The organism is Terrisporobacter mayombei, from assembly GCF_020748465.1.
Lineage (GTDB): Bacteria > Bacillota > Clostridia > Peptostreptococcales > Peptostreptococcaceae > Terrisporobacter > Terrisporobacter mayombei.
The window spans coordinates 1159814-1182892 of record NZ_JAHZMP010000001.1; the positions used below are offsets into that span (position 1 = coordinate 1159814).

22 protein-coding genes and 1 other RNA gene are annotated in these 23079 nt (G+C 28.2%); 7 read left to right on the top strand and 16 right to left on the bottom strand.

Annotation, left to right across the window (positions count from 1 at the left end; all coding sequences use genetic code 11):
• Positions 1 to 76 precede the first annotated feature (76 nt).
• The 10 genes from K0039_RS05600 to pdxR all read right to left on the bottom strand — a co-directional run bounded on the left by K0039_RS05600 (position 77) and on the right by pdxR (position 10835).
• Positions 77 to 2098, bottom strand: a complete 2022-nt coding sequence (locus K0039_RS05600) for a methyl-accepting chemotaxis protein (RefSeq protein WP_228104038.1) — start codon at positions 2096 to 2098, stop codon at positions 77 to 79.
• Between the two features lie 189 nt (positions 2099 to 2287).
• Positions 2288 to 2860 (bottom strand): pyridoxal 5'-phosphate synthase glutaminase subunit PdxT, encoded by a 573-nt coding sequence (gene pdxT / locus K0039_RS05605; RefSeq protein WP_228104039.1) that lies wholly within the window; start codon positions 2858 to 2860, stop codon positions 2288 to 2290.
• Between the two features lies 1 nt (position 2861).
• The gene (gene pdxS, locus K0039_RS05610; protein ID WP_228104040.1) at positions 2862 to 3737 is read right to left on the bottom strand and encodes a pyridoxal 5'-phosphate synthase lyase subunit PdxS; all 876 of its coding nucleotides are present in this window, start codon (positions 3735 to 3737) and stop codon (positions 2862 to 2864) included.
• 177 nt (positions 3738 to 3914) lie between these two features.
• Positions 3915 to 4736, bottom strand: a complete 822-nt coding sequence (locus tag K0039_RS05615; RefSeq protein WP_228104041.1) for an alpha/beta hydrolase — start codon at positions 4734 to 4736, stop codon at positions 3915 to 3917.
• A 417-nt stretch (positions 4737 to 5153) separates the two neighbouring features.
• Complete coding sequence (locus K0039_RS05620; protein WP_228104042.1) at positions 5154 to 5654, bottom strand: YbhB/YbcL family Raf kinase inhibitor-like protein; 501 nt, start codon at positions 5652 to 5654, stop codon at positions 5154 to 5156.
• A gap of 118 nt (positions 5655 to 5772) precedes the next feature.
• Complete coding sequence (locus tag K0039_RS05625; protein WP_228104043.1) at positions 5773 to 6582, bottom strand: metallophosphoesterase; 810 nt, start codon at positions 6580 to 6582, stop codon at positions 5773 to 5775.
• A gap of 77 nt (positions 6583 to 6659) precedes the next feature.
• The gene (locus K0039_RS05630) at positions 6660 to 7388 is read right to left on the bottom strand and encodes a hypothetical protein (protein WP_228104044.1); all 729 of its coding nucleotides are present in this window, start codon (positions 7386 to 7388) and stop codon (positions 6660 to 6662) included.
• A gap of 360 nt (positions 7389 to 7748) precedes the next feature.
• Entirely contained in the window at positions 7749 to 9143 is a 1395-nt protein-coding gene (locus K0039_RS05635; RefSeq protein WP_228104045.1) for an aminopeptidase, read from the bottom strand.
• A 32-nt stretch (positions 9144 to 9175) separates the two neighbouring features.
• Entirely contained in the window at positions 9176 to 9388 is a 213-nt protein-coding gene (locus K0039_RS05640; protein WP_228104046.1) for a DUF896 domain-containing protein, read from the bottom strand.
• A gap of 25 nt (positions 9389 to 9413) precedes the next feature.
• Positions 9414 to 10835 (bottom strand): MocR-like pyridoxine biosynthesis transcription factor PdxR, encoded by a 1422-nt coding sequence (gene pdxR / locus K0039_RS05645; protein ID WP_228104047.1) that lies wholly within the window; start codon positions 10833 to 10835, stop codon positions 9414 to 9416.
• A gap of 102 nt (positions 10836 to 10937) precedes the next feature.
• Here pdxR and K0039_RS05650 point away from each other — a divergent pair, with 102 nt between their 5' ends.
• From K0039_RS05650 to K0039_RS05660, 3 genes are read left to right on the top strand one after another with little or no spacing between them, the layout of a single operon-like run.
• Positions 10938 to 11732: a histidinol-phosphatase HisJ family protein gene (locus K0039_RS05650; RefSeq protein WP_228104048.1), complete on the top strand. Its 795-nt coding sequence runs from the start codon at positions 10938 to 10940 to the stop codon at positions 11730 to 11732.
• A gap of 52 nt (positions 11733 to 11784) precedes the next feature.
• Positions 11785 to 13104 (top strand): polysaccharide biosynthesis protein, encoded by a 1320-nt coding sequence (locus K0039_RS05655; protein WP_228104049.1) that lies wholly within the window; start codon positions 11785 to 11787, stop codon positions 13102 to 13104.
• Positions 13105 to 13121: 17 nt separating this feature from the next.
• Entirely contained in the window at positions 13122 to 13769 is a 648-nt protein-coding gene (locus K0039_RS05660) for a hypothetical protein (protein WP_228104050.1), read from the top strand.
• A 159-nt stretch (positions 13770 to 13928) separates the two neighbouring features.
• On the opposite strand, the gene K0039_RS05665 is transcribed toward K0039_RS05660, so the two are convergent.
• Positions 13929 to 15233, bottom strand: a complete 1305-nt coding sequence (locus K0039_RS05665) for an exosporium morphogenetic protein CdeC (RefSeq protein WP_228104051.1) — start codon at positions 15231 to 15233, stop codon at positions 13929 to 13931.
• Positions 15234 to 15408: 175 nt separating this feature from the next.
• Here K0039_RS05665 and K0039_RS05670 point away from each other — a divergent pair, with 175 nt between their 5' ends.
• Complete coding sequence (locus tag K0039_RS05670; protein ID WP_228104052.1) at positions 15409 to 16425, top strand: hypothetical protein; 1017 nt, start codon at positions 15409 to 15411, stop codon at positions 16423 to 16425.
• Positions 16426 to 16485: 60 nt separating this feature from the next.
• On the opposite strand, the gene ssrS is transcribed toward K0039_RS05670, so the two are convergent.
• Both ssrS and K0039_RS05680 read right to left on the bottom strand, forming a co-directional pair.
• A non-coding RNA gene (ssrS, locus tag K0039_RS05675) (6S RNA) lies at positions 16486 to 16661 on the bottom strand.
• A 155-nt stretch (positions 16662 to 16816) separates the two neighbouring features.
• On the bottom strand, positions 16817 to 17734 hold the full coding sequence (locus K0039_RS05680; RefSeq protein ID WP_228104053.1) for a hypothetical protein: 918 nt from the start codon (positions 17732 to 17734) through the stop codon (positions 16817 to 16819).
• A gap of 262 nt (positions 17735 to 17996) precedes the next feature.
• On the opposite strand from K0039_RS05680, the gene K0039_RS05685 reads away from it, so the two are divergent.
• From K0039_RS05685 to K0039_RS05695, 3 genes are all read left to right on the top strand, one after another.
• On the top strand, positions 17997 to 18788 hold the full coding sequence (locus K0039_RS05685) for a zinc dependent phospholipase C family protein (RefSeq protein WP_228104054.1): 792 nt from the start codon (positions 17997 to 17999) through the stop codon (positions 18786 to 18788).
• A 124-nt stretch (positions 18789 to 18912) separates the two neighbouring features.
• The gene (locus K0039_RS05690; RefSeq protein WP_228104055.1) at positions 18913 to 19452 is read left to right on the top strand and encodes a biotin transporter BioY; all 540 of its coding nucleotides are present in this window, start codon (positions 18913 to 18915) and stop codon (positions 19450 to 19452) included.
• A 244-nt stretch (positions 19453 to 19696) separates the two neighbouring features.
• Positions 19697 to 20095 carry a hypothetical protein gene (locus K0039_RS05695; protein ID WP_228104056.1) on the top strand — a complete coding sequence of 133 codons (399 nt, stop codon included), beginning with the start codon at positions 19697 to 19699 and terminating at the stop codon, positions 20093 to 20095.
• A 53-nt stretch (positions 20096 to 20148) separates the two neighbouring features.
• Here the strand turns inward: K0039_RS05695 and K0039_RS05700 are convergent, their stop codons facing one another.
• The 3 genes from K0039_RS05700 to hutI form a co-directional block, all read right to left on the bottom strand.
• Positions 20149 to 20979: a hypothetical protein gene (locus tag K0039_RS05700; RefSeq protein WP_228104057.1), complete on the bottom strand. Its 831-nt coding sequence runs from the start codon at positions 20977 to 20979 to the stop codon at positions 20149 to 20151.
• A 145-nt stretch (positions 20980 to 21124) separates the two neighbouring features.
• Entirely contained in the window at positions 21125 to 21766 is a 642-nt protein-coding gene (locus tag K0039_RS05705) for a cyclodeaminase/cyclohydrolase family protein (protein WP_228104058.1), read from the bottom strand.
• A gap of 46 nt (positions 21767 to 21812) precedes the next feature.
• A complete protein-coding gene (gene hutI / locus K0039_RS05710) occupies positions 21813 to 23078 on the bottom strand; it encodes an imidazolonepropionase (protein ID WP_228104059.1) in 1266 nt (421 codons plus the stop codon).
• Position 23079 lies beyond the last annotated feature (1 nt).

The window sequence follows — 23079 nt, forward strand, 5'->3', positions numbered from 1 at the left end:
TTACTATTCTAAAAACTAAAAAAGACTAAAGAAATTAATTTCCTTTAGTCTTTTGAATATTTACTTTATTTTTATGCTAGTTTGTCTCATCTTCAATTTTAAATTGAGATGCAACTGCTCGAAGATCTTCTGCTTGCTTAGATAAATCATTACTTGCTGCTGAACTCTCCTCAGATGTTGATACATTTGTTTGTACAACATTACTTATTTCTTCAATACCCTCTAATGTTTGTTTTAGAGCTGTAGCTTGCTCAGAAGATTCATCAGATATCTCATCTATTAATTTTACTGATTCAGATACACCTTGCAGTACCTCTACAAGCATTTCTCCTGTTTTATTAGCTATTTTATTTCCATTTTCTACAGCCTTAATAGACTCTTCAATTAAGTGAGTAGTTTCTTTTGCTGCATCTGCTGATTTTGTTGCTAGATTTCTTACTTCATCAGCCACGACTGCAAATCCTTTACCTGCTTCTCCAGCTCTAGATGCTTCTACTGCTGCATTTAAAGCTAATATATTAGTTTGGAATGCAATATCTTCAATAACTTTTATTACTTTACCTATTTCTGAAGATTTATTATTTATTTCAGTTATTGCTTCCATCATTTTTTGCATTTGATCATTACTTAAATTTGAAAGTTCTCCAACAGACTTAATTTGATCAGCAGCACCTAATGCATTTTCTGCATTTTTTGATACTCTATCAGATAAATCATTTACTGTAGATGTAAGTTCTTCTGTTGTATTTGCTTGATAAAGAGCTCCATCTGCAAGAACCTGTGATGCAGTAGCTATTTCTCTTGAACCTAGTGCCACATTTTCTGAGGCTTCTACAATTTGACCTATAGTATGTTTAAATATCTCAGAAAGTTGTATTAATGAATCTTTAATTTTTTCAAACTCTCCATCGTAAGATTGTTTTAAATCTATATTTAAATCTCCAGCTGAGAATCTATTCAATGACTCTGATATTTCGTCTATATAAACAATATACTCATTTAATCTTGTAACTAGTTTTTTCATTGATTGAGCTAATTTACCTGTTTCATCTTTATTATCAATATCAATTTCAGCATCTAGATTACCCTCAGCTAACTCTTCAGTAACTTCCATAAGTTTTTGAATTGGTGATACTATACTTTTTGTAACAAAGTATATTACTACTAAAAGAATTAAAATAGCTATTCCATAAGTAATAGACATTTCTTTTTGCTGTTTTTTTACTGATGCATTATAACGATCTTCACTTATACTAAAAATAGTTTTTAAACCAGCATCTCTTGTTGAATTTACAATTCCATAACGTGTTTGTCCATTCTCAGTATATTCTATAACTTTTTTACTAGGATTTTCTATTTCTTTTACCATAGTATCATCAAATCCTATTTGACTAACATCTTTAAGCAACTTATCACTATCTTCACTTGCTAGCACTTGTCCTGATCTAGATACAAGCATAGTATATGCATCTTTTCCAAAGTCTGTTTCTGTAGATACTATTTTCTTACTTAAATCGTTAAGTGGAATATCTACAGCTGCTACACCAACGATTTCTTTTCCATCTAAACTATATACTGGTGCTGCAAATGATACTATCATATTTCCAGAAATAACATCCTCAAATGGATCAGTTATTATATAACCATTTTTTATATCTTCTTGATTTGAAAACCAGTATTTTTTTGATTTCAAATCAAAATCTTTATCTGAAATCCAGTTAGTACCATCAAACGCTAATGTGTCCTTAGCAGAGCAAACATATGCCGTTGATATTTGTGTATCGTTTTCCGCCACAAATCCCAAATACTTATATGAATCTTTAAATGAAGATTTATCTTTATAGTTCTCTCTAGTAGCTTCAGTCAATACTTGTCTTACAGACGTATTCCCTGCCATCTGAACTACCATTGTCTTGTATTTTGTGAAATACTCATCAATATTAACTGACAATTTATCTGTAGTTAGTGTTGAGATAGTTTCTTGAGAATCACTAACCGTATGAAGTGTATTTTTTATTGAAAGTCCACCTGAGATAATCATTGCTAAAATTGCTACTCCACCAATCATTACTAAAATTTTCGTCTTTATGCTTTTCATTTGCCTGTTCCCCCTCCTCGGTTTTACCTGCTTTAATTAATTATTTGTAATATAACATTGACTTGCACTTCAAATAAATTCCAAATATTGTATATTATCTCCAAAGAAGTTATACGGTTAAATTTGTAAAAACTTTAACACTTTAAATACAAAAAATCACTTACTTCTAAAAGTAAGTGATTTTTCTATTTAAATATTAGTTTTTACCATATCTACAAAGTATTTATGTACCCTATTATCATCAGTTAATTCTGGATGAAAAGAAGTTACAAACATATTATTTTCTTTTGCAGCAACTATATTTTTATCTACTACTGATAATACTTCTACCTTATCTCCAACAGATTCTATATAAGGAGCTCTTATAAATACCATGTGAATATCATCACCAATACCTTTGATATCAGACTTCGTATGGAAACTTCCTAGCTGTCTTCCATAGGCATTTCTTCTCACTTCAATATCCATAGTAGACAAATGTTTTGTATCATCTTCATAAATACTTTTAGCAAGTATAATCATACCTGCACATGTTCCCCACACAGGCAACCCACTTTCTATTTTTGCTTTTAAATCATTATATAGATCTAAATTTCTAATTAATTTTCCCATAGTAGTACTCTCTCCACCAGGTATAACTAGCCCATCAATATCTTCTAAATCTTCTTTATTCCTAATTTCTACAGTATCAACATTTAAACTTTTTAATATGTTTATATGCTCTTCATAAGCACCTTGCATGGCAAGTACTCCAATTTTCATATTACCAACCCCTAGCTGCTAATAATTCTTTATCTTCTAAAGTATTCACCGCCACACCGCTCATAGCTCCACCTAAATCTTCTGATATTTGTGCTAAAACTTTAGGATTATTATAATTTGTAACAGCTTTTACTATGGCTTCTGCTCTTTTTTGAGGATTGTCTGATTTGAATATTCCTGATCCTACAAATACACCATCACAACCTAGTTGCATCATTAATGCTGCATCTGCTGGAGTTGCAATTCCTCCTGCTGCAAAGTTTACTACTGGAAGCTTATTATTTTCATGAACATATTTAACCAAATCGTATGGTGCTCCCATTTCTTTAGCTGCATTCATTAATTCTTCTTCACCCATAGATACTATTTTTCTAATTTGAGAAGTTACCGTTCTCATATGTTTAACTGCTTCAACCACATCTCCAGTTCCTGCTTCACCTTTTGTTCTTATCATCGATGCACCCTCACCAATTCTTCTAAGAGCTTCTCCTAAGTTTCTTGCTCCACAAACAAAGGGAACTTCAAATTTAGTTTTTTCTATATGATAAACATTATCTGCTGGTGTTAAAACTTCACTTTCATCTATAAAATCTATTTCTAAAGCTTCAAGTATTTGTGCTTCTACAAAATGTCCTATTCTTACTTTTGCCATAACTGGTATACTTACAGCTTCTTGTATTTCTTTTATCATTTTAGGATCTGACATTCTTGCCACTCCACCTTCTTTTCTTATATCAAATGGAACTCTTTCTAATGCCATAACTGCACATGCTCCTGCATTTTGTGCTATTGTTGCCTCTTCTGGATTAGTTACATCCATTATTACTCCACCTTTTAACATTTGTGCTAAATTTTTATTTAATACTTCTCTGCTCATTAATTGTACCCCCCTTATTGTTTTTCTTTTATAAGAAAATAGTAGTACAATTTTAATTGTACTACAATAAAAGTTTAATTTTTTATGATTTTACGTAAATTGTACCGATACATTTTCCAATAGAAAAAGCTAGAAAGTGTATTAATTTAAATACATATTCTAGCCCTAATTTATATCTTATATTCTATCTTCCAACCAATAATGTATATCTTCCAGTACCTTATCTTTATCAAATTCATTCATAATTTCATGATAAAGACCTGGATATATTTTTAAACTCTTATCTAAAGAAGATATATGTTCGTAAAGAATTTGTGAATCTTCTGATGAAACTATTTTATCATCTTCACCATGTAATATGTACACTGGATATTCAAATTGACTCATATTTTCATATATATATTTTACTGCCTTGTAACATTCCTTATATATCTTTCCCACTGTTACATGACATACTAAAGGATCCTTTTCGTAATCATCTACTACTCTTTTATCAGTACAAATTAAATTCCCTAAAGCATTTGGTATTTGTTCATCATCTTCTACATCTTTATTACTTTCTAGTAACTTTGCTTTATCAATAGTAACTCCTGCTGATAAAATTATACCATCTACTGTGTCTTTATAATCTATTCCATATACTGTACTTATCATTCCACCCATACTATGCCCTAGTACAAAAACCTTTTTATCATCATTTTCATTTTTAGCCATATATACAATTTCATTAACATCCTGTGCAAAATTTTTATAAGTTTCTATATATGTTCTTATTCCTTCAGATTTTCCGTGCCCTTGATTATCAAATCTATAAACACTATATCCCCAATCATTGAATTTAGATACGACATAATCATATCTTCCTAAATGTTCTGCCAATCCATGCACTATTACTATTATAGCCTTTGGATCTTCCACTAAATTTTTTTGTACATAAAGTTCTATATTATTCTTATTTCTAAACATCACACTTTCATTCAAAACTTTTTCTTGTCCCATGTTTTACCCCCATTTTTAGTAAATTAAGAATAATGTTTTGTATAATCTATTATGATAATATATCCTCAAGTTCAGTATATCAAAACTCATTTTTTATAACTATAATTTAATATTAAGTTTCATAAGTATACAGTATTTTTTCTAATTTACTTCCAATAAAAAACTACTAAGCCATAAAACTTAGTAGTTTTTCCTCTTTTAAACAGTACTTACTCCTCTAGACTTACTCTATTCTCATATTTCCTATTTCTGATAAACAATATTAAATCAATTAATACCATCGTTGTATTTAAAATATATAGATATTAAAAATAAACTACTTTTCCCATTTGTAAACTTAGACTTATAAGATTTATATAGAAAATGGCCAAGCTGCCCCAAAACAAAGTAACATTATTGCTTCATAAATACTCATCATTAATTATTATAAACGCCTTTAATAGTTACGCTTTTTAATATGTGACCTTCCATTTTTCTAAACATTTCATTTGGATAAAAACCATTTTCTAAGTCCAGTAATGTGTCTAGGGCATATACTGTTAATTCATAAATATGCGGTTTATCAGGTGGAGCCATTCCTCCATAGTAACAAGCATATTCTTTGGGAACTTTACCTCCCTGGATACTTATCCAGCTATTTAATCCTTGAACAAAGTCAGTATTATTTTTACTTGCATTTTCTAATATTTCATTTGTTGTAATATTTGCTACTGACCAGTGTATCCAAGAAAATCCGCCACTTACTGGTATAGCATCTTTGTCTTCTAAAAATACGGCATAAGATCTAGTTCTTATTGGTGCATATTCTACTTTTATAGGCAAAGAATAAGTTGGTATGCCAAACTCATTAACTTCACCTCTCTTGCCATACTTATCTTCAATAACCCCATTAACTATTCCTTTACTTTTAACTATCATTAAATCATCTCCTTAAAATCTTTATATGATTTAATGATATTCTTGCCATTGAAATATTACAATTACTTACTTTTTCGTGGGTATGCTATAGTAGTCCTAATTCTTTCAATTTTTACTCCTAATAATATTTAGACTTTAATGTTATCTTAACAATTTCTGGTTTGCAGTTAATTCTAACAAGTACCTTAGACCCTCCAAGGCCTTTTGTAACTATCATAGTAGAATCATTTTTATCAAATCTTCCTAAATCATATTTAGGAAAAAAATGCCTGTTTGGTGATAGCAAACCTCCTACAACAGGAAGTCTAATTATTCCTCCATGTACATGACCAGCTAAAATAAGATCTGCACCCCATTTTTCATAATCATCAAAATAAAAAGGTGTATGAGCTAATAAAATATTATACTCATTTTTGTTTATCATTGGTAAACTGTTTTGTAAAAAGTTCTCATCTAAATTTGGACTTTTATCCTTATCAAATAAGTATTTATAACATTTAAAAGGTATTGTTACTCCATAAAGATTTATATGACTATTTCCTTTTTTTATCTGAATTTTTTCATTATCTAAGTGAATAGCCGATAATTCATGTAACTTTTTAAAATAATCTTTATATAACTCTTTATATCTTTTTACTAAAGCTTTTTGTTCATGATTGCCAGTAATATAATAAACCTTATATTTATTTGTTAGATTTATCAACAAATCTAATGATACCTGAAAATTTTTATTTTCTCCGTCTATTATATCTCCTGTAATAAGTACTACTTGAGGATTTATTTGATCAATCTTATTAATTAAACTAATATTGTTTTTACCAAAGGACTTATTATGTAGGTCACTAATTTGAACGATAACATAATCATTAAACCCCTGTGGTATTTTTTTATTTTCTATAATGTAATTAACTATTTCTAATTTACTCATTTTTATTATTTTCACCTACAATTTTTCTTATTATAAAAAAGTTATAGATTTCATTAAAATCTATAACTTTTTCATTATTAATTATCTAGCATTATATTTTTTATTTCATTTATAACTTCTTTTTTATTATCAAGAATTTTAATTTCTGATATCTTATTGTCTTTTGTAAATATGGCTAGTAGCTTATCTTCATTATCTAAATTATAAATATTTATAGATTTTTCCACTTCGTCATATAAGTATGCATCATAAGATGATTGTTTATTTCCTACTATTGTTGAAATTTCACTAGAATCAGCACCAATAAAATTATTTAATTTTTTCATATCTAAGTCTGACATTTTAACTATATCTCCATCAGTATAACAATCTATAAGTATTTTAGATTTGTTTATATTTCTAGTTATATTAGGCCTAGAATAATCAACTATTTGCGCATTTTTTACTACTTTATCTTTTAGATGTAGATATAGGGAGGTACTATTAGTATTCTCATCTGATACATTCTTCATATAAACTAAATTTATATCTTCTAAATTTTCTACATCATCTAGTGTGTCTAAACTGTCTATCTTACTTTTATCTATCCAATATGCAGTAGCATTGGGCTCTCCCAAATTACTTAAGACATAATCGTAATCTTTGTTTTTTATTTCATTTACATCATTTTGAACTTTAGTCATAGTTTTTTGTTTAGTTGCTTCATCTGGCAAAGTTATGCCTTCATTTTGGACTTGATAATTGGAGCATCCCGTAAAAAGCATGGTTAAAATAATCAATGCAGATAATGATCTTTTAAGGTTCATAAATTAATCCTCCTTGTACCAAGTATAGGTAAATCTTTTATTTTGTCTCACATAGATGATTTTTATCATTTTTTCTTATTTTTTAAATTATAACCTATAATTAACGGGAATTCATAACAAATATCATTTTGTAATTTTTTTGTAATACAAATTATATCCCTGTATTTTTCTTATTATTAATATAACAAAAATTTCCTTAACAATCAACAACTCATATAGTTACTATAAGTTTTATCTATTATTATGCAAAGCTGTATATGTTTTATTTACTGTGATTTAAACCTACTTATCAAAAAGTTAAATTTTTTTAATTTTAATAAAAAATCCTTCTACTTTATATAAAATAGAAGGATTTAAATTTTATAGATTTATATTTAAGAAAGCCTTATAGCCTCTATACATTTCAAATATATCTGCTTTTGAAGCAACTTCGTAAGGTGCATGCATACTAAGTAATCCTACACCACAATCTAAAACTTCAGCACCGTAATTAGCTAATATATAAGCTACAGTACCTCCGCCTCCTTGGTCAACTTTTCCAAGCTCTCCTGTTTGCCATACTACATTTTCTTTGTTAAATATTCTTCTTACTTCACAAACAAACTCTGCATTAGCATCACTTGTGCCACTTTTTCCTCTTGAACCAGAGTACTTCATTATAGCAACACCTTTACCCATATGAGCTGAGTTAGTCTTTTCGTATGCTGAAGAGAAGTTTGGATCATAAGCTGCGTTAACATCTCCAGATAATATTCTCGATCTTGACATAGCTCTTTTTATTTTTAAGTCAGAATAATTTCCTTGTAAGTTTATTAATTCTGCCACAGTATTTTCAAAGAATTTCGAATGCATTCCTGTATTACCATAAGAACCTGTTTCTTCTTTATCAACACATAATGTAACTGCTGTATATTCTGGTTTTTCAGTTTCAAATATAGCTTTTACACCTGCAAAGGCACATACTCTGTCATCTTGTCCATAAGAAATAACCATTGATTTATCTATTCCTAAATCTTTAGCTTTTCCTGCTGGAACTATTTCTATTTCAGCACTTAAAAAATCTTCTTCAGTAATTCCATATTTTTCGTTTAATAACTTTAACATATTATATTTTACAGTTGCATTTTCTTCTTCATCAAAAGGAATACTTCCTATTAGTACGTTTAAATCTTCTCCACCAATAGCTTCACTCATTTTCTTTTGATTTTGTTCTGATGATAAATGAGGCAATAAGTCATTTATGCAAAATACTGGATCTTCTTCATCGTCACCTATAGCTATATCAACTTTAGTACCATCTTGTAAAATTGCTACTCCATATAATGCAAGAGGCATGGATACCCATTGATATTTTTTAATTCCACCATAATAATGAGTTTTGAAATACGCCATATTATCATCTTCATATAATGGATTTTGTTTTAAATCTAGTCTTGGTGAATCTATATGAGAAGCAATTATCTTCATACCTTCTTCTATATCTTTTTCACCAATTACAAATAAAGCTACACCCTTATCTTTATTTTCTGCAAAAATTTTATCTCCAGATTCTATTTTACCCTTTTTTATTACTTCTTCTATAGATATAAATCCTTGTGATGATGCTAGTCTAATAATCTCTCTAGCGCAAAGTCTTTCTGTTTTACTTTTATTTAAGAAATCAATATATTCTTTTGAGTATGACATAACATTTTCCATATTATTCATTTCTTTTATAACTTTCCAACCATTTGCAAATTCATATTTTAAATCCATATTGAACTCCTTATTTATATATTTTAGTAAAGCTAGTTTTGATTTTTCTTCATTAATTCATCGTACTCTTCTTGACTATGTACGACTTTTACATTTTCAAGTCTAGACTTAAAGTGCGCTCTAAAATTTTCTAAGTATTCTTTTCTTAATACTTCTCTTTCTGCTAACTCTTCTTTTGTTAATCCTTCTTCTTTATTTTTTTTAGCTAAAAAATTTATTCTGTCTAATTTCTTTTGATCAAACATTTTTTCCTCCTAGTATTTTCACTTATTAATAAAATATTTTATTACTTCTTATAGCTTCTCCATTTTTATAAGATGTAATAAACTCTTCTAAATTATTTTCTATTATAGTTATTCCCTTTTCTATATCCTCAATTGCTTCATTTGCTATGTTAATTCTAAAAAATCTATCATCCATTATATTATCAAAAAAATAAGTTCCTGGTGTAATACAAACTCCTTTTTCTAACATGAAGTTGTAGAAAATTTGAGATGAATATCCTCTTGGTAATTCAATAAAGAAGTTTAGTCCACCTTGAGATTTATATATTTTTAGCTTGTCTCCTAATTTTTCTTCTAATAAAATTTTTGTTTTTCTATATTTTTTAGTATAAACTTTATCTATGTTTTTTAGATATTCTTCCCAATTGAAATACTTCATATAATAGTACATAGACTTTTGTATAAGTCCTGGTGTAGATATATCTGATGAATATTTTGCCCAGAGTATTTTCTTTTGCAGTTCTCTTGGTATATCAACTATCCCAATTCTAAGACCTGGCATAAGTATTTTGGAAAAAGATTTAATATAAATAACTCTATTTTTCATATCATAACTTTTAAGCGGTCTATTATCTTTACTATCAAAAATAAAGTCACTTATAAAGTCGTCTTCTAAAATATAAAAATCATATTCTTCACTTAGTTCTATGAGCTTCTTTTTCTTATATTCACTATATGATATTCCACTTGGATTTTGAAAGTTAGGCATAACATATATTAATTTAGGTTTTATTTTTTCTAATTTAAGCTTTAATATACCTATATCTATACCATCGTCAAGCATAGGAATAGTAATTATTTTTGCACCTCTACTCTTGAATACTTCTAAGGCGCCGTTGTAAGTTGGTTCTTCCACAAATACCACATCTGAATAATTTATAAGACCTTTACAAACTATATCTATGCCTTGTTGGGCACCTGAAATTATCTGTATATTATCCTTATTAGTATTTATTCTTTTCTTTTTTAAATATGTACTTAATTCTTCTCTTAATTCTTCAGAACCTTTTCCTTCGTCGTATTCAAAAATAGACGCTCCGTCATTTTCCAATGCCATATTTATAGCTGATTTAAAATTATCTAAAGGAAATACATCCTTCGATGGATTACCACTATCAAAGTGTATCATATCCTTATAATTTTCCAAGTTAACTTCTTTATTTACCTTTATAGAAGAAACAAAAGTTCCACTACCTATTATCTTATATACATAGCCTTCTTTTTCCAACAACTCGTATACTTTAACAATAGTAGCATTATTGACACTTATAAAATCTGCTAACTTTCTAATTGGTGGCAGTTTTTCATGTTCCTTTATTTCTTCCCCAACAATCATCTCTTTTATATGATTATAAATTTGAATATATTTACTATTATTATCATCTAATTCTAATTTGTATTTATCCATTTAATCACCACTTACTTATTTTTAGATTTATTGATGTTTAAATATGTATTTGTTATCATTAATATATATAATACCAAATTTTTTATGAAAGGGGAAATAATAATGTTCTACGACTATCACATGCATTGTAACTTCTCTCCAGATAGTAAAACTCCCATAGAAAAAATGATCGAAACTTCTATTAACTTAGGTTTAGAGGAAATATGTTTTACAGATCATATGGACTATGATGTAAATCAAACAGATAAATTTGTTGTAAATTACGAAAAATATTTACATAAACTAGAATCAATGCAGAAAAAATACGAAAACAAAATAAAAATAAAAAAAGGAATTGAATTAGGATTACAACCTCATCTTATAGACCGATATAATGATGATATGAAAAATCATAAATTTGACTTTATATTATGCTCTCAACATGCCATAAATAAAAATGATTTATACTACGACGAATATTTTAAAGATAAAAATCAAAATGATGCCTATGAAGTCTATTACAAGACTTTATATGATATAGTTAAAAACTTTAATAGCTATAGTGTTTTAGGTCATCTAGATTTGGTAAAAAGGTATGGAAATTATGATAATCTTCTTGGAGATAGCTTATTTATGGATATTATAGAATCCATATTAAAAGAAGCCATTTATAATGGTAAAGGAATAGAAGTAAATACTTCTTGCTTTAGATATAACCTGCCTGACTTAACACCTTCAAGAAACATAATATCTCTTTACAAAGAATTAGGTGGAGAGATTATTACTACAGGTTCTGATGCTCATTCTCCAACTTTTATTTCTTGTAAATTTGATTATATCTACTCTTATCTAAAAGATTTAGGATTCAAATACATTTCTACTTTTGATAATTTAAAACCAAATTTTATAAAATTATAATTATTTTTTCACCTCCACAAGAATACATTTTTAGTATGTGGAGGTGATTTTTTTGAGAATTCCTAATTTGGTTTTATCAACAATAATATTGTTCATATCAAATCTAATAGTAAGAATATTAGGTTTTTTATATAAAATATTTCTATCACGGGTCATGGGAGATGTGGGCCTTGGAATATATCATATGGTCTTCAACTTCTTAATGATTTGTATTGCTCTGACCACCACAGGTATTCCCACTGCCCTTTCTTGCTTGGTTGCAAAGGAAAGTGCTTTAAAGGATAAAAAAGATGCAAATATATTTTTTATATCCACTTTATATGTGGCCTTCTTTATATCCTTGTTGATTTCATTGTTAGTATCTTTTAATAGTACATATTTGTCTTTTAAACTTTTGCAGGATGAAAATTTAAACTTATTTATTCTTTCCATATGTCCAGCCATAGTTATAATTACTATTTCAAACGTGTTAAGAGGATATTTTTATGGAATAAAAAAAGTTATAGTTCCTGCTGTAGGTCAGATTATTGAACAAGTTACAAGAATTTTATTTGTATTTTTATTAGCAATGTACATAAGTGATAAGGCTATGATTTGTTACATAACACTTCTTGGTATTTCCATTGGTGAAGCCACTAATGTGATTTATATGAGTATATGTCTTTACAAAGAATCATCCTTATACAATAAATTTACTATAAGACTTAGAGATTTTTATTATTCTTCTATGGAGACTTTAAAAATGGCTCTACCTATTACATGTAATAAAATGTCTTCTGTTGTTTTGCAGTCAGTAAGTTCTATGATGGTACCTTCCAGATTAGTTTTATCTGGAATATCTTATACACAATCCATAGGACTTTATGGGGTCGTTTGTGGTATGGTAATGCCATTTGTATATCTTCCTTTTACAATAGGCTCAGCTCTTGTAGTAAATTTAATTCCAAGCATCTCTCAAGAGGTTGCTTTAAATAAAATTAGAAATGTAAAAATAAAAATATACTATGCTGTTGCTTTAACTGTGGGTGTAGGTATTCTATCCGCTTTATTTTTTTATTTTTTCGGAGAAGAATTATGTTTAATAGTTTTTAACAATAAGACTGCTGGTATTTATTTAAAATCCATGTTTCTAGCTCCTCTTTTTCTTAGCTTAAATCAAACTTTATCAGGAATACTTCACTCCATAAGAAAAGAGATTATATCTAGCGTAAATACCATAATTGGTATGGTTATTCAGGTTATTGCTATTTATTTCTTATTGCCTATACCTAGTTTAAATATGTATGCCTATATTTATGCTATAACTGCAACATCTATCTTTACAACTCTTCTTCACAGTATAGTTTTAATAAAAGCATTGAAAAAAATGTAAAGAAAGTAGGTGAGACTTTGATTAATAATATAAAGCCATTTTATGTTTACGAAGAAAATAATTCCTTATTTATAAAAAATATTAATGAAAAAATAGATAAAATTTCAAATAACATTATTTTATATTGTGCAAATTTTGATGCTAATAATCTTATTCATATTTGCTCCATTGATACAAAAGGTAGGCTAATTCACTTTATGTACAAAGATGGTAAGACAAGACGAAGATACCTTTGTAAAGTCTGTAATAATACAAATAACTTAAAAAATATGAGACTTTTTATTATTCAAAATAATTTAAATGTGTTTTTAGTGGAAGAATCTACTATAAAAGGCGGTTGCTATAGACTATATCATTATAATTTTAGTCCGAGCAATTATAATCTTCATAAATACAAGATTAATAATATTGTTAAAAATGATGAATATATTTATAGATTAGATATTGATGATATGAGCAATATGATTTTTACCTATGATACTGTACAAAATAATAATAGATCTGAAGTTAATACTAAAACTTTAGTTTTTAATTATACTAATAAAAAATGGATGCCAACTCATAACTTACCTAGAGACTCTACATCTTTTTCTAACTTTAAATCTACCTCAACTATTAAAGATGATATATTTGAGTATTGCTATAGTATCCTTTACAAAAGTTAATATATTAAAAAATTATATTTATTTAAAAATCAAATGAATTGTAATTTCCTTACAATTAAAAGAGGGCTATCATTATATGATAGCCCTCTTTGTTAGTAGAATAAAGATATTCGGTTAATCCTTTGTCTAATCATTTGTTATATATTTTAATTCTCTAAATTATTCACCACAATCTGGGAATTTACAAACATTTGCAAAAGTATCTACCACTCTTGGTCTAAAGTTTCTTTCAGCTAGAACTACTATTTGATCTCCTAATAAAGCACTTACTGTTTCTTCAACACATAGTATTAGATCTATTCCACTTGGTATTGTGAACTCGAAACAATCGAAGTCGAAATCACAATCACGGTCACGGTCACGGTCACGGTCACGGTCACGGTCACGGTCACGGTCACGGTCATGATCTCTATCACAGTCACAATCACAGTCAAAATCACAGTCATGATGTCTGTCATGGTCTCTATCACAGTCAAAGTCAAAGCAATCTTCTGCAGAAATAAATGCGTTAGATATACAGTCAACTGTTAACTTAGTTAAATAATCTTGTCTTAATGTTATTGATCTACCACTAGATGGAACACATAAATTAGAAGCTAGTGTGTTAAATCTAAATTCAACACAATCTACTCTACACAATTGTCCATTACCTCTTTTTACTGCTGGGAATGCAAGAGCAACTATTTTAGTACATCCACAATGTCCTCTTATTTCTAGAACTAAGTCCTCTACTCTTACAGCTAATCCTCTTTCTCTAAATAATACATTCTGTCCTTTATTTTGTGCACAACAAGTAGCATTTCTTCTTGGGCATACTATAGATTCAAATACTGTATCACAAGGTGAATTGTTTTCAACTGGAGTTACTATAAAATCATCTACAGTTATATCTCCAGGACATATCTCAAGCTCTTCAAAATTCACACAAACCTCGTCAACTATAACTTTTGCTAATCCTCTAGATGGTACATTACCTCTTACTTCTATAACTTCAAAATCAAAGAATAAAGTTTGTCCATTTGGTCCCTTAGCATCTGTAAATGCTCTAAATTGTATTGAGTCAAATATTCTATTTGTTTCTATAGCTACTGGAGACGCGTTTTTTGTTGAAAAAGTTGGTCTTATTCCATTACAGCATTCTTCTCTACATGGATTTTCTGTACATTCTTGAGATATAACCTCACATTCTTTACATTCTTCATGTTTTTTACATTCTTCATGTTTTTTACATTCAAAATGACATTCACAGTCATGTTTTTCATGTTTTTCATTGCATTTATTCTTATGTGATTCCATATCATTGTTACACTTACATCCTCTGTCAAATTCATCTACTTCTACTGTTGATACTGATTCTATTTCTTCCCTTTCAGGACAATTACTCATTGTAGACATTTGTTTATTATGCATTGTAGACATTTGTTTATTATTCATCTTTCTTTTATTCTTTTTTAAATCTTGCATTTTTTATTATCCTCCCTTATTGATATTGATAAAAATGTCCTGGCTTTGTAAGCCTAATAAATAATATGCTTTTTGATGAATAAGTGTTACATAACTATACATGTACATAAAAAAAGTAGAATATAATTTTTTTTTGTAAATATATTATAATATGGATGTTTTTAGGAGGTTAAAAATGAGCTTTATAAATGAATGCTATGCTATAATTAGAAGAAGCACTAAGGATATGTTTTATATATCCCTTAATAATGATGGACTTTATTATAACTATTATGATACCCATAACAATTTAGTTCATAGAAATAAATTAATAAGCGATATTGATATAAATTTCACCAGATATTCCTTTTCAATTGATAATGATGATAATATTTACTGTATTTACTGTGATAAATCTCTACAAATATTAGAATGTAAAAATAACTCTAAAATCTTTACCCAAAAAGAATCTATAACTTATAATTTCAAGAAATTTGGATTAGCCTTTCCTTATGTAAAATATATACATAATAACGCTCATATTTTTTACTATGTATTTAATAATAGTTCTAATAATACTTGCGCTCTTTTCCATCACTATAAAAACAATGATTATTGGATAGAAAATAAAGTTGATTTTATTAACCATTTAGTATTAGATAGCTTTACTGTGCTCTGGAATGAATCCGTACCAACTATATTTTATCTCAAATTAGTAAATGGTTGTGAAGAGATCTTTGCATCAAGATTTAACTTAGGTACTTTTTGTTGGAGTGATCCTATACAAATTACAAACTCTTGTAAAAATAAAATCTATTTAGACATTATTAGAGACAGTATGAATTTTTATCATTTATGTTTTTGTGAATATATAAAAAATGGCTATGTTGTAAAACACATAAGTGGTTACCTTAATGAAAATAAATTTAATATTGAGTCCTCTTCGTATTTAAGTGAACCTTCCACTTGTATGTATCCTTCCTTAGTTAAAACAGATAGCGCTCTTTTTGTATCTTGGGTAAACTTTAACAAATTATTTACTTCTAGCTCCAATAGCTTAGGTAAAACTTGGTCTCAACCTATTATAGATGAATTTTCTACAGAAGATGATTTTATTAGATCTGCATTTTATTCTAATTATGAAAAAGATTTGAAATATAATGTGAGTCATGTTTTTTCAACTCTCAATGATGTGGGTATTTTGGGAATTTAGCATTTAAAAATTAAAAATTTACAAAATAAAAATGTTGCTAAAATAGCAACATTTTTTTATTCCCAAGGCACCGTTGGTCCCATAAATTCAGACCCGAGAATCTCCCAGGTGGGTGACCTGCTCACAAGTTTAAATTCCTTTATATAAATATAATGGCATCTTACTATTGCAAGACCCGATCTCCCGTATAGTGCATGTCGGTTGAATTTAAAGGATACCTATCGTATGTCCCAGGAGTTTTTTCTTTTTTATTTATATTTATTATAATACAAAAGTTGAAATAATTAAAGTAGTTTATTCTGTAAAAGTTTTTAATTTTAAGATATTTTTACAATATCTTCTAATTTGACTTATGTAAGTATCCAAATGTTATCTAAAACACTGTATTTCATCACATTTGTTTTTTCCTTCTGTTCCTACTTTTTTTAGATTTACTTTTGCTATATTTTTTATTATTTGTCATAGCTTTGTTTGATTCTAAATATTCATCATAATCATCTGCTGAATTTTCCTCTTCTACATCTTCTACGTCATCTTCTTCTACTTCTACATACTCATATTCTTTTTCTTCTTCCTCTTCATCATCATCTAAACTTCTCAATAAACTTCCTAATAATTTCAAGTTGCTAATACTTCCTAAATTGTTAATATCTGCAAGAGAGCTTAAACTAAATCCTCCACCTTCTTCTCCATCTGGTAAAAATAGCTCTGCAAATAAATCTATCATTTTTTTCATTTCAAGAGCTTTTTCCACAGATTGTTTTTTCTTTTCAGGAAAAACTTCTATTATTTCTTTAATCATCATATTTTTCTTATCTTCTTCATCCATACTTCTGAAAAATTCACTTTCATCTCCTTCGCTCAATATATTAATGTCATTTAATTTTTTTATTCCTTTTACTAAATCAAGAACACTTTCCAACTTTATCAGTATATTTCTTTCCTCTTTATTCATATACTTCTTTGTTCTTGTTATTATTTCCATTCCTCTATCTAAATCTTCTTCGCTTAGATCCATTAAATTGATACCTTTGTTAACGTCCGTAATATCAAATTTTAAAATATTTTTAATAGGATCATTCTTTCTCTCTCTAGTAGGATCTTTACTTCGTGTTTTCTTTTTAATTTTTTTAACTTTTCTAACTGTTGGACCACTTCTTTTATTTTGATTACTTTTAACATTTGGCTCAATAACATCCACTTTTGTCGACTCCTCTGCAGGCTTATTTGATTTATTTTTATTATCAAATAATGATACATTACCATTACTTAATACCATCATTGCAAGTATTAACAGTAAATTGTTCACACAAGTCACCCCTTAATATTACTACCCCTTCTTAATAAAATATGAATCCAAATCATATGTGTTACATTTTTAATATACTAGCACATATATATTTTTTTATAAGGATTTATTTATCTTAATTAATCCAACTACCTTATTTACAAATTACTTCTATATATTAATACTATGAGAAAAATTCCATATATATTATAGAAAGTAATTTTTTCTTTGAAAGTTGATATACTAAACCTTATACATAATATTTTATTTGGAGGTAGTAGCTATGCCTGGAACTTATGCGCATTATACTTTTGGAAAAAAAGTTTTAGAGCAAGTAGATGATGAAATTTCGAAGATTATTTTTAAAAATATAGAACTATTTTTTATAGGGCTTCATGGTCCAGATATTTTCTTTTACTACAAACCAATACTCTATCACAATCCCACAAATAAATTAGGGCATGATGTTCACTACGAAAAAGCAAATGTATTTTTTGAAAAATCAAGAAGTATAATAGAAAAATCTAAGGAGCGAGAAAAATCCTTAGCTTACACATTTGGATTTTTGTGCCATTTCATGTTAGACAGTGAGTGTCACCCTTATATAAATAAAATAATTAAAGAAGAGAAATTATCCCATACTGAAGTCGAATCTGAATTCGATAAATTATTAATATACAAGGAAGGTAAAAATCCTTTTGACATAGACTTAACTACTCATATTCATGCAGATAGTACTTTTGCAGAGATTATATCACCATTTTTTAATACTTCTACTTCTAAAATAACAAGAGCCATTAACTCCATGAAATTTTATAATTCTATTTTTAATACTCCAAATAAGTTAAGTAGATTTATTATTTTTTCTGGACTTAAAATTGTAGCCCTTTATAATAAATTACATGGCATATTTTTTAACTTAAATGAAAATCCTAAATGCAAAAATATATGTGTAAACATTGAATTTTTATATGATAACTCTATTAACAAAGCTGCTAGTATGCTAGAAGATTTTTATTTATCTATTAAAAATAATTCTCCTTTCCCAGAAAGGTTAAATAGAGATTTCGAATAGATATAAATAAGCTTTTGTAATTTATATATAAATTTTCTTGATTTTTTATTTTTTTTCTATATAATTAAGTTAACCATTTATTTTAATAGGTTAACCTAAACAATAATTATTCAGGAGGATTATTATGAAACTTTCAACTAAAGAACTTATAGTCTGTGCTCTTTTTGCTTCTATAATATCAATTTTAGCTCAAATTTCAATACCATTACCTTTTACAACAGTTCCGATTACTATGCAAATTTTCGCTGTCGCTGTAACAGGATTAATTCTAGGACCTAAATCAGGTGCTATTTCTGTTTTAATTTATTTATTACTAGGCGGAATAGGCCTACCTGTATTTGCTCAATTTTCAGGAGGATTCGGGGCTTTATTTGGACCAACAGGAGGATATTTATTAGGTCTCCCTTTAATGGTTTATATAGTAGGTTTTGGCAAAGATAAATCTTCATCACCCATAATAATCTTCTTATCTTTAATAATAGGATTAATTAGTGTGTATATAACAGGAACTTTAATGTTTGCTGCAATTACTGGAAATACAATTTACCAAAGTATACTATATTGCGTAGCTCCTTTCGCTTTTGTAGATTTAATAAAATTAGTATTGGCTTACATTGTAGGATTATCTGTTTCAAAAAGAGTATCATTTAATCCTACATTTTAATAAGAATTAATTTAATTAAAATTTATATATTTAAAAAAGACTGTATCCACTTACAGTCTTTTTTTATTATTTATTAATATACTTATATTAAAGATTTATTTTAGAAAGATTTTAGAAGAGTAACACTATTAAAACTCTTATGCATATATTAAATAATAGGTTAATTAACACTACGTTAAATATACAATATTTGAACATATAATTTACAAATCTAAGTAAAAAGTAATATGGAAAGGAGTTTGCTATGAAAAAAGTAGATCCAAAAACCCTTGAAAAGTTCGCTAAAGAAAAAAATATTGATAAAAACAAAGTTGAAAAAATAGCTGAAGGTTATAAAGGAAAGTCAGAGGATGAACTTATTGATGAGCTTGTAAAAATCGGTAAAAACTTAAAAGGTAAAGATGAAGTAGTCTCTAAATTCAAAAATTTCTTAGATCCGCAACAACAAGAGAAGCTTGATACTATAATGAATAAAATAACAAACGCAGAAGTACAAGAAAAAGTTAAGAAAAATACTAAAAAGACTAAGTCTATTAATAAAAATACTCAAATTGAAGAAAGCACACCTACTCCTAAGAAAAAGGTTAAAAAAGTTAAAAAGGTTAAAAAATCATCTAATAGAGATAGTTCATCAGAAAATTAATTTATCAACTAATAGAAAAATCCAACAATTTTATATTGTTGGATTTTTCTATGCTATTCAATTAGTTTATTAGTTACATCTTCAATATTAATTATTCCACTTTCATAAGTAACTTTTATTTTAATAGAACCTAATTTATTATTATAAGCTTCTTTTGGTATATTAGCTTCGTAATGGTTGTTTTCATCAACAAATTCATTATTTTCATCATACATAGGTTCTTTATTATATTCGCATTTATAAGTTTTTTCTTTATTATCATTAAGCATTATCTCAATGCTTTTTATTTTATTTGCATGAGATTCTTCTTCTGCCTCGTCTTCAATATAAGGATAAGCACTAAAATATATACCATCATTATTGTAACTCCAGTTTACATTAGGTGATGTAGGCATAAATAAATATTTCTCCAAATCTTCCACATCACTACTTTCAGCTTTATCTCCCTTAATTACAATTTTATATTTATAGTCATTATCATATGATAAGTCAAAGTTTCCAACATAAGATAGTTCCCTCTCTTTTTTCAACTCTAACTCCTGCCAATTTTTAGCGTTTTCACTCTTATACATGAATATAACTTTTGGATTTCCTTTTAACTCACTTAGTTCTGCTCTAACAGTTAAATCATACCCTTTGTCAGTGTTTTTATTTAATTTAAAACTTACATCTTTAGTCAAATGTGATTTTCCCAATTCTTCCTCTAATGTGGATTGTATTTCACTGCTTAATTTACTGCCTAATAATATTACTTCTTCTTCTAATGATGTATTTGTACTTTTTATATTTTCTAAATCTTCTTTTATAGTTTTCAAACTATAACTTTGATAAATTAATATTATAGAAAATATTATCAAAACTCCAGGCATTATATATCTCTTCATTTAATTCCCCCTTATATCCCTAAAGCCTATTACTATTCCAATACAATTATATACATAACATTAAGATTATACCAAGTTACATAGTTGTAACTTAGAATAGAATAACATAAAAACCCATCCCTAAATTCAGGATGGGTTCTATAAATTATTCTATTGCACTGTGTATCTTATTTAATATTTTATCTCTCATTTCTTTTCCTTGTTCTAACATTTCTGCACAACTGTCAGCATATTTTTTTGCAAGTTCTTTATTCTCTAAACTCATAAGATTAACTTTAACATTTAATATGGCACCTTCAAGCCCTGTACAAAGCATCAATGTTCCCACACCAATGTCAGTAATGGCATTTCTGTTTCCATTGTCTACTAAAAATTCTAACTCCTTTATTGCATCTAATGATAATGCAGCAGTCTTGTATGGAACCTTTATAGAGTATAATGTTGCATCAGCCATAGCTTGTTGTCTTTCTGTTATTTGTTTAAAAGTATCCTTTGGCATTTTTAAAGCTTTCATAAATTCATTGAAAGACTGAGTATCTTCATCCACAAGTCTACTCATTTCTTCTCTTATTTTTCCCAGTTTATCAAACCTAACTTCAAATTCTTCTTTCACAGCATCATCTAAAGCTTCGTATTTCTTTTTCCCAAAACTTAGATGAGCCATCATTCTAGAAAGACCAATACCTATATCAGAAGCAAGAGCAGCCACTGAACCACCGCCTGGTGCTGGCGAATTTGAGTCTACTTCATTTGTAAAGTTTGTCACTGTCATATCTATTAATTTCATATACATCCCCCTGAAAAATTTCCATGTTCATGCTTTTGGAAATTTTTTAATAAACTACATGCTTGTTTTTAACCACAAGTCTCCCTTCTTTATAAACCCTATCTATATGGTTTATTCCAAAGTGATACATTAAGTATTCCACATTTGGTGCATCGAATACAGCAATATCAGCTTTTTTACCTACTTCAATAGAACCTATTTCCGTTGCTCTATCTACGCAGTGAGCTGCATTTATTGTTACTGCTGTTAATACTTCATTTGGCGTCATTTTTAAGTTTAAGCATCCAAGTTGCATCACAAATTGTAAATTTTCACTTGGACAACTTCCTGGATTATAATCACTTGATAAGCTTATTGGAACATTTAGATCAATCATCTTTCTACCATCTGCAGAAGGTTTATTTAAATTAAATGATGTTCCTGGAAGAATATTTGCTATTACACCTTTTTCAGCCATGTCTTTTAGACCTTGTTCACTGGCAGCCATTAAATGATCTGCTGAAGTACAACCAAGTTTAGCAGCAAGCTCTGCCCCACCTATAGGAACAATCTCATCAGCATGGATCTTTAATTTATAGCCCATTTCCTTTGCTTTGCTAAGTATGTAGTCACTTTCTTCCACTGAAAATACTCCTTCTTCGCAAAATACATCGCAAAATTCGGCTAAGCCCAGTTCTTTCACTTTTGGCATAATTTCTTCCACCAATAGTTTAATATATGCTTCACTGTTTGACTTATATTCCACTGGCACTGCATGTGCTCCTAAAAATGTATGCACTAAGTCCACAGGATGATCTTTATCTAATTTATGAGCCACTTGAAGTTGCTTAACTTCCGTTTCAAGCTCTAGACCATATCCACTCTTTTCTTCCACTGTAGTTACACCAAACTCTAACATTCTATCTAAGCTTTTTTCCGCTTTGTCATATAATTCATCAAAGGTAGCTTTCTTTGTAGAATTTACTGTACTTAAGATACCTCCACCTTCTTGTAAAATCTGAATATAAGGAACACCATTTAGTTTTTGGGAAAATTCATTTTCCCTAGAACCCCCATGAACTAAATGAGTGTGAGAATCAACAAGACCAGGAGTTACAAGCATTCCACTTGCATCATCTATTACAGTATTTTCTCCTACTAGCTCTTTATAATCTTCACCAGTTCCTACTTTAAAAATTTTGCCTTCAACTACTGCAATATAAGCATTTTCCAATATTGTTAGTTCATTCATTTCCTTTCCTGTTTTAGGTAAAAATGAGCCTTCCATAGTAACTAACTTTTCTATATTTTTTATAATTAAATCCATTTTCATT

Bases quoted from the DNA above. Each gene is read 5' to 3' on its own strand.
- K0039_RS05600 (WP_228104038.1), bottom strand. From the start codon at position 2,098: ATGAAAAGCATAAAGACGAAAATTTTAGTAATGATTGGTGGAGTAGCA.
- pdxT (WP_228104039.1), bottom strand. From the start codon at position 2,860: ATGAAAATTGGAGTACTTGCCATGCAAGGTGCTTATGAAGAGCATATA.
- pdxS (WP_228104040.1), bottom strand. From the start codon at position 3,737: ATGAGCAGAGAAGTATTAAATAAAAATTTAGCACAAATGTTAAAAGGT.
- K0039_RS05615 (WP_228104041.1), bottom strand. From the start codon at position 4,736: ATGGGACAAGAAAAAGTTTTGAATGAAAGTGTGATGTTTAGAAATAAG.
- K0039_RS05620 (WP_228104042.1), bottom strand. From the start codon at position 5,654: ATGATAGTTAAAAGTAAAGGAATAGTTAATGGGGTTATTGAAGATAAG.
- K0039_RS05625 (WP_228104043.1), bottom strand. From the start codon at position 6,582: ATGAGTAAATTAGAAATAGTTAATTACATTATAGAAAATAAAAAAATA.
- K0039_RS05630 (WP_228104044.1), bottom strand. From the start codon at position 7,388: ATGAACCTTAAAAGATCATTATCTGCATTGATTATTTTAACCATGCTT.
- K0039_RS05635 (WP_228104045.1), bottom strand. From the start codon at position 9,143: ATGGATTTAAAATATGAATTTGCAAATGGTTGGAAAGTTATAAAAGAA.
- K0039_RS05640 (WP_228104046.1), bottom strand. From the start codon at position 9,388: ATGTTTGATCAAAAGAAATTAGACAGAATAAATTTTTTAGCTAAAAAA.
- pdxR (WP_228104047.1), bottom strand. From the start codon at position 10,835: ATGGATAAATACAAATTAGAATTAGATGATAATAATAGTAAATATATT.
- K0039_RS05650 (WP_228104048.1), top strand. From the start codon at position 10,938: ATGTTCTACGACTATCACATGCATTGTAACTTCTCTCCAGATAGTAAA.
- K0039_RS05665 (WP_228104051.1), bottom strand. From the start codon at position 15,233: ATGCAAGATTTAAAAAAGAATAAAAGAAAGATGAATAATAAACAAATG.
- K0039_RS05670 (WP_228104052.1), top strand. From the start codon at position 15,409: ATGAGCTTTATAAATGAATGCTATGCTATAATTAGAAGAAGCACTAAG.
- K0039_RS05685 (WP_228104054.1), top strand. From the start codon at position 17,997: ATGCCTGGAACTTATGCGCATTATACTTTTGGAAAAAAAGTTTTAGAG.
- K0039_RS05690 (WP_228104055.1), top strand. From the start codon at position 18,913: ATGAAACTTTCAACTAAAGAACTTATAGTCTGTGCTCTTTTTGCTTCT.
- K0039_RS05695 (WP_228104056.1), top strand. From the start codon at position 19,697: ATGAAAAAAGTAGATCCAAAAACCCTTGAAAAGTTCGCTAAAGAAAAA.
- K0039_RS05700 (WP_228104057.1), bottom strand. From the start codon at position 20,979: ATGAAGAGATATATAATGCCTGGAGTTTTGATAATATTTTCTATAATA.
- K0039_RS05705 (WP_228104058.1), bottom strand. From the start codon at position 21,766: ATGAAATTAATAGATATGACAGTGACAAACTTTACAAATGAAGTAGAC.
- hutI (WP_228104059.1), bottom strand. From the start codon at position 23,078: ATGAAAATGGATTTAATTATAAAAAATATAGAAAAGTTAGTTACTATG.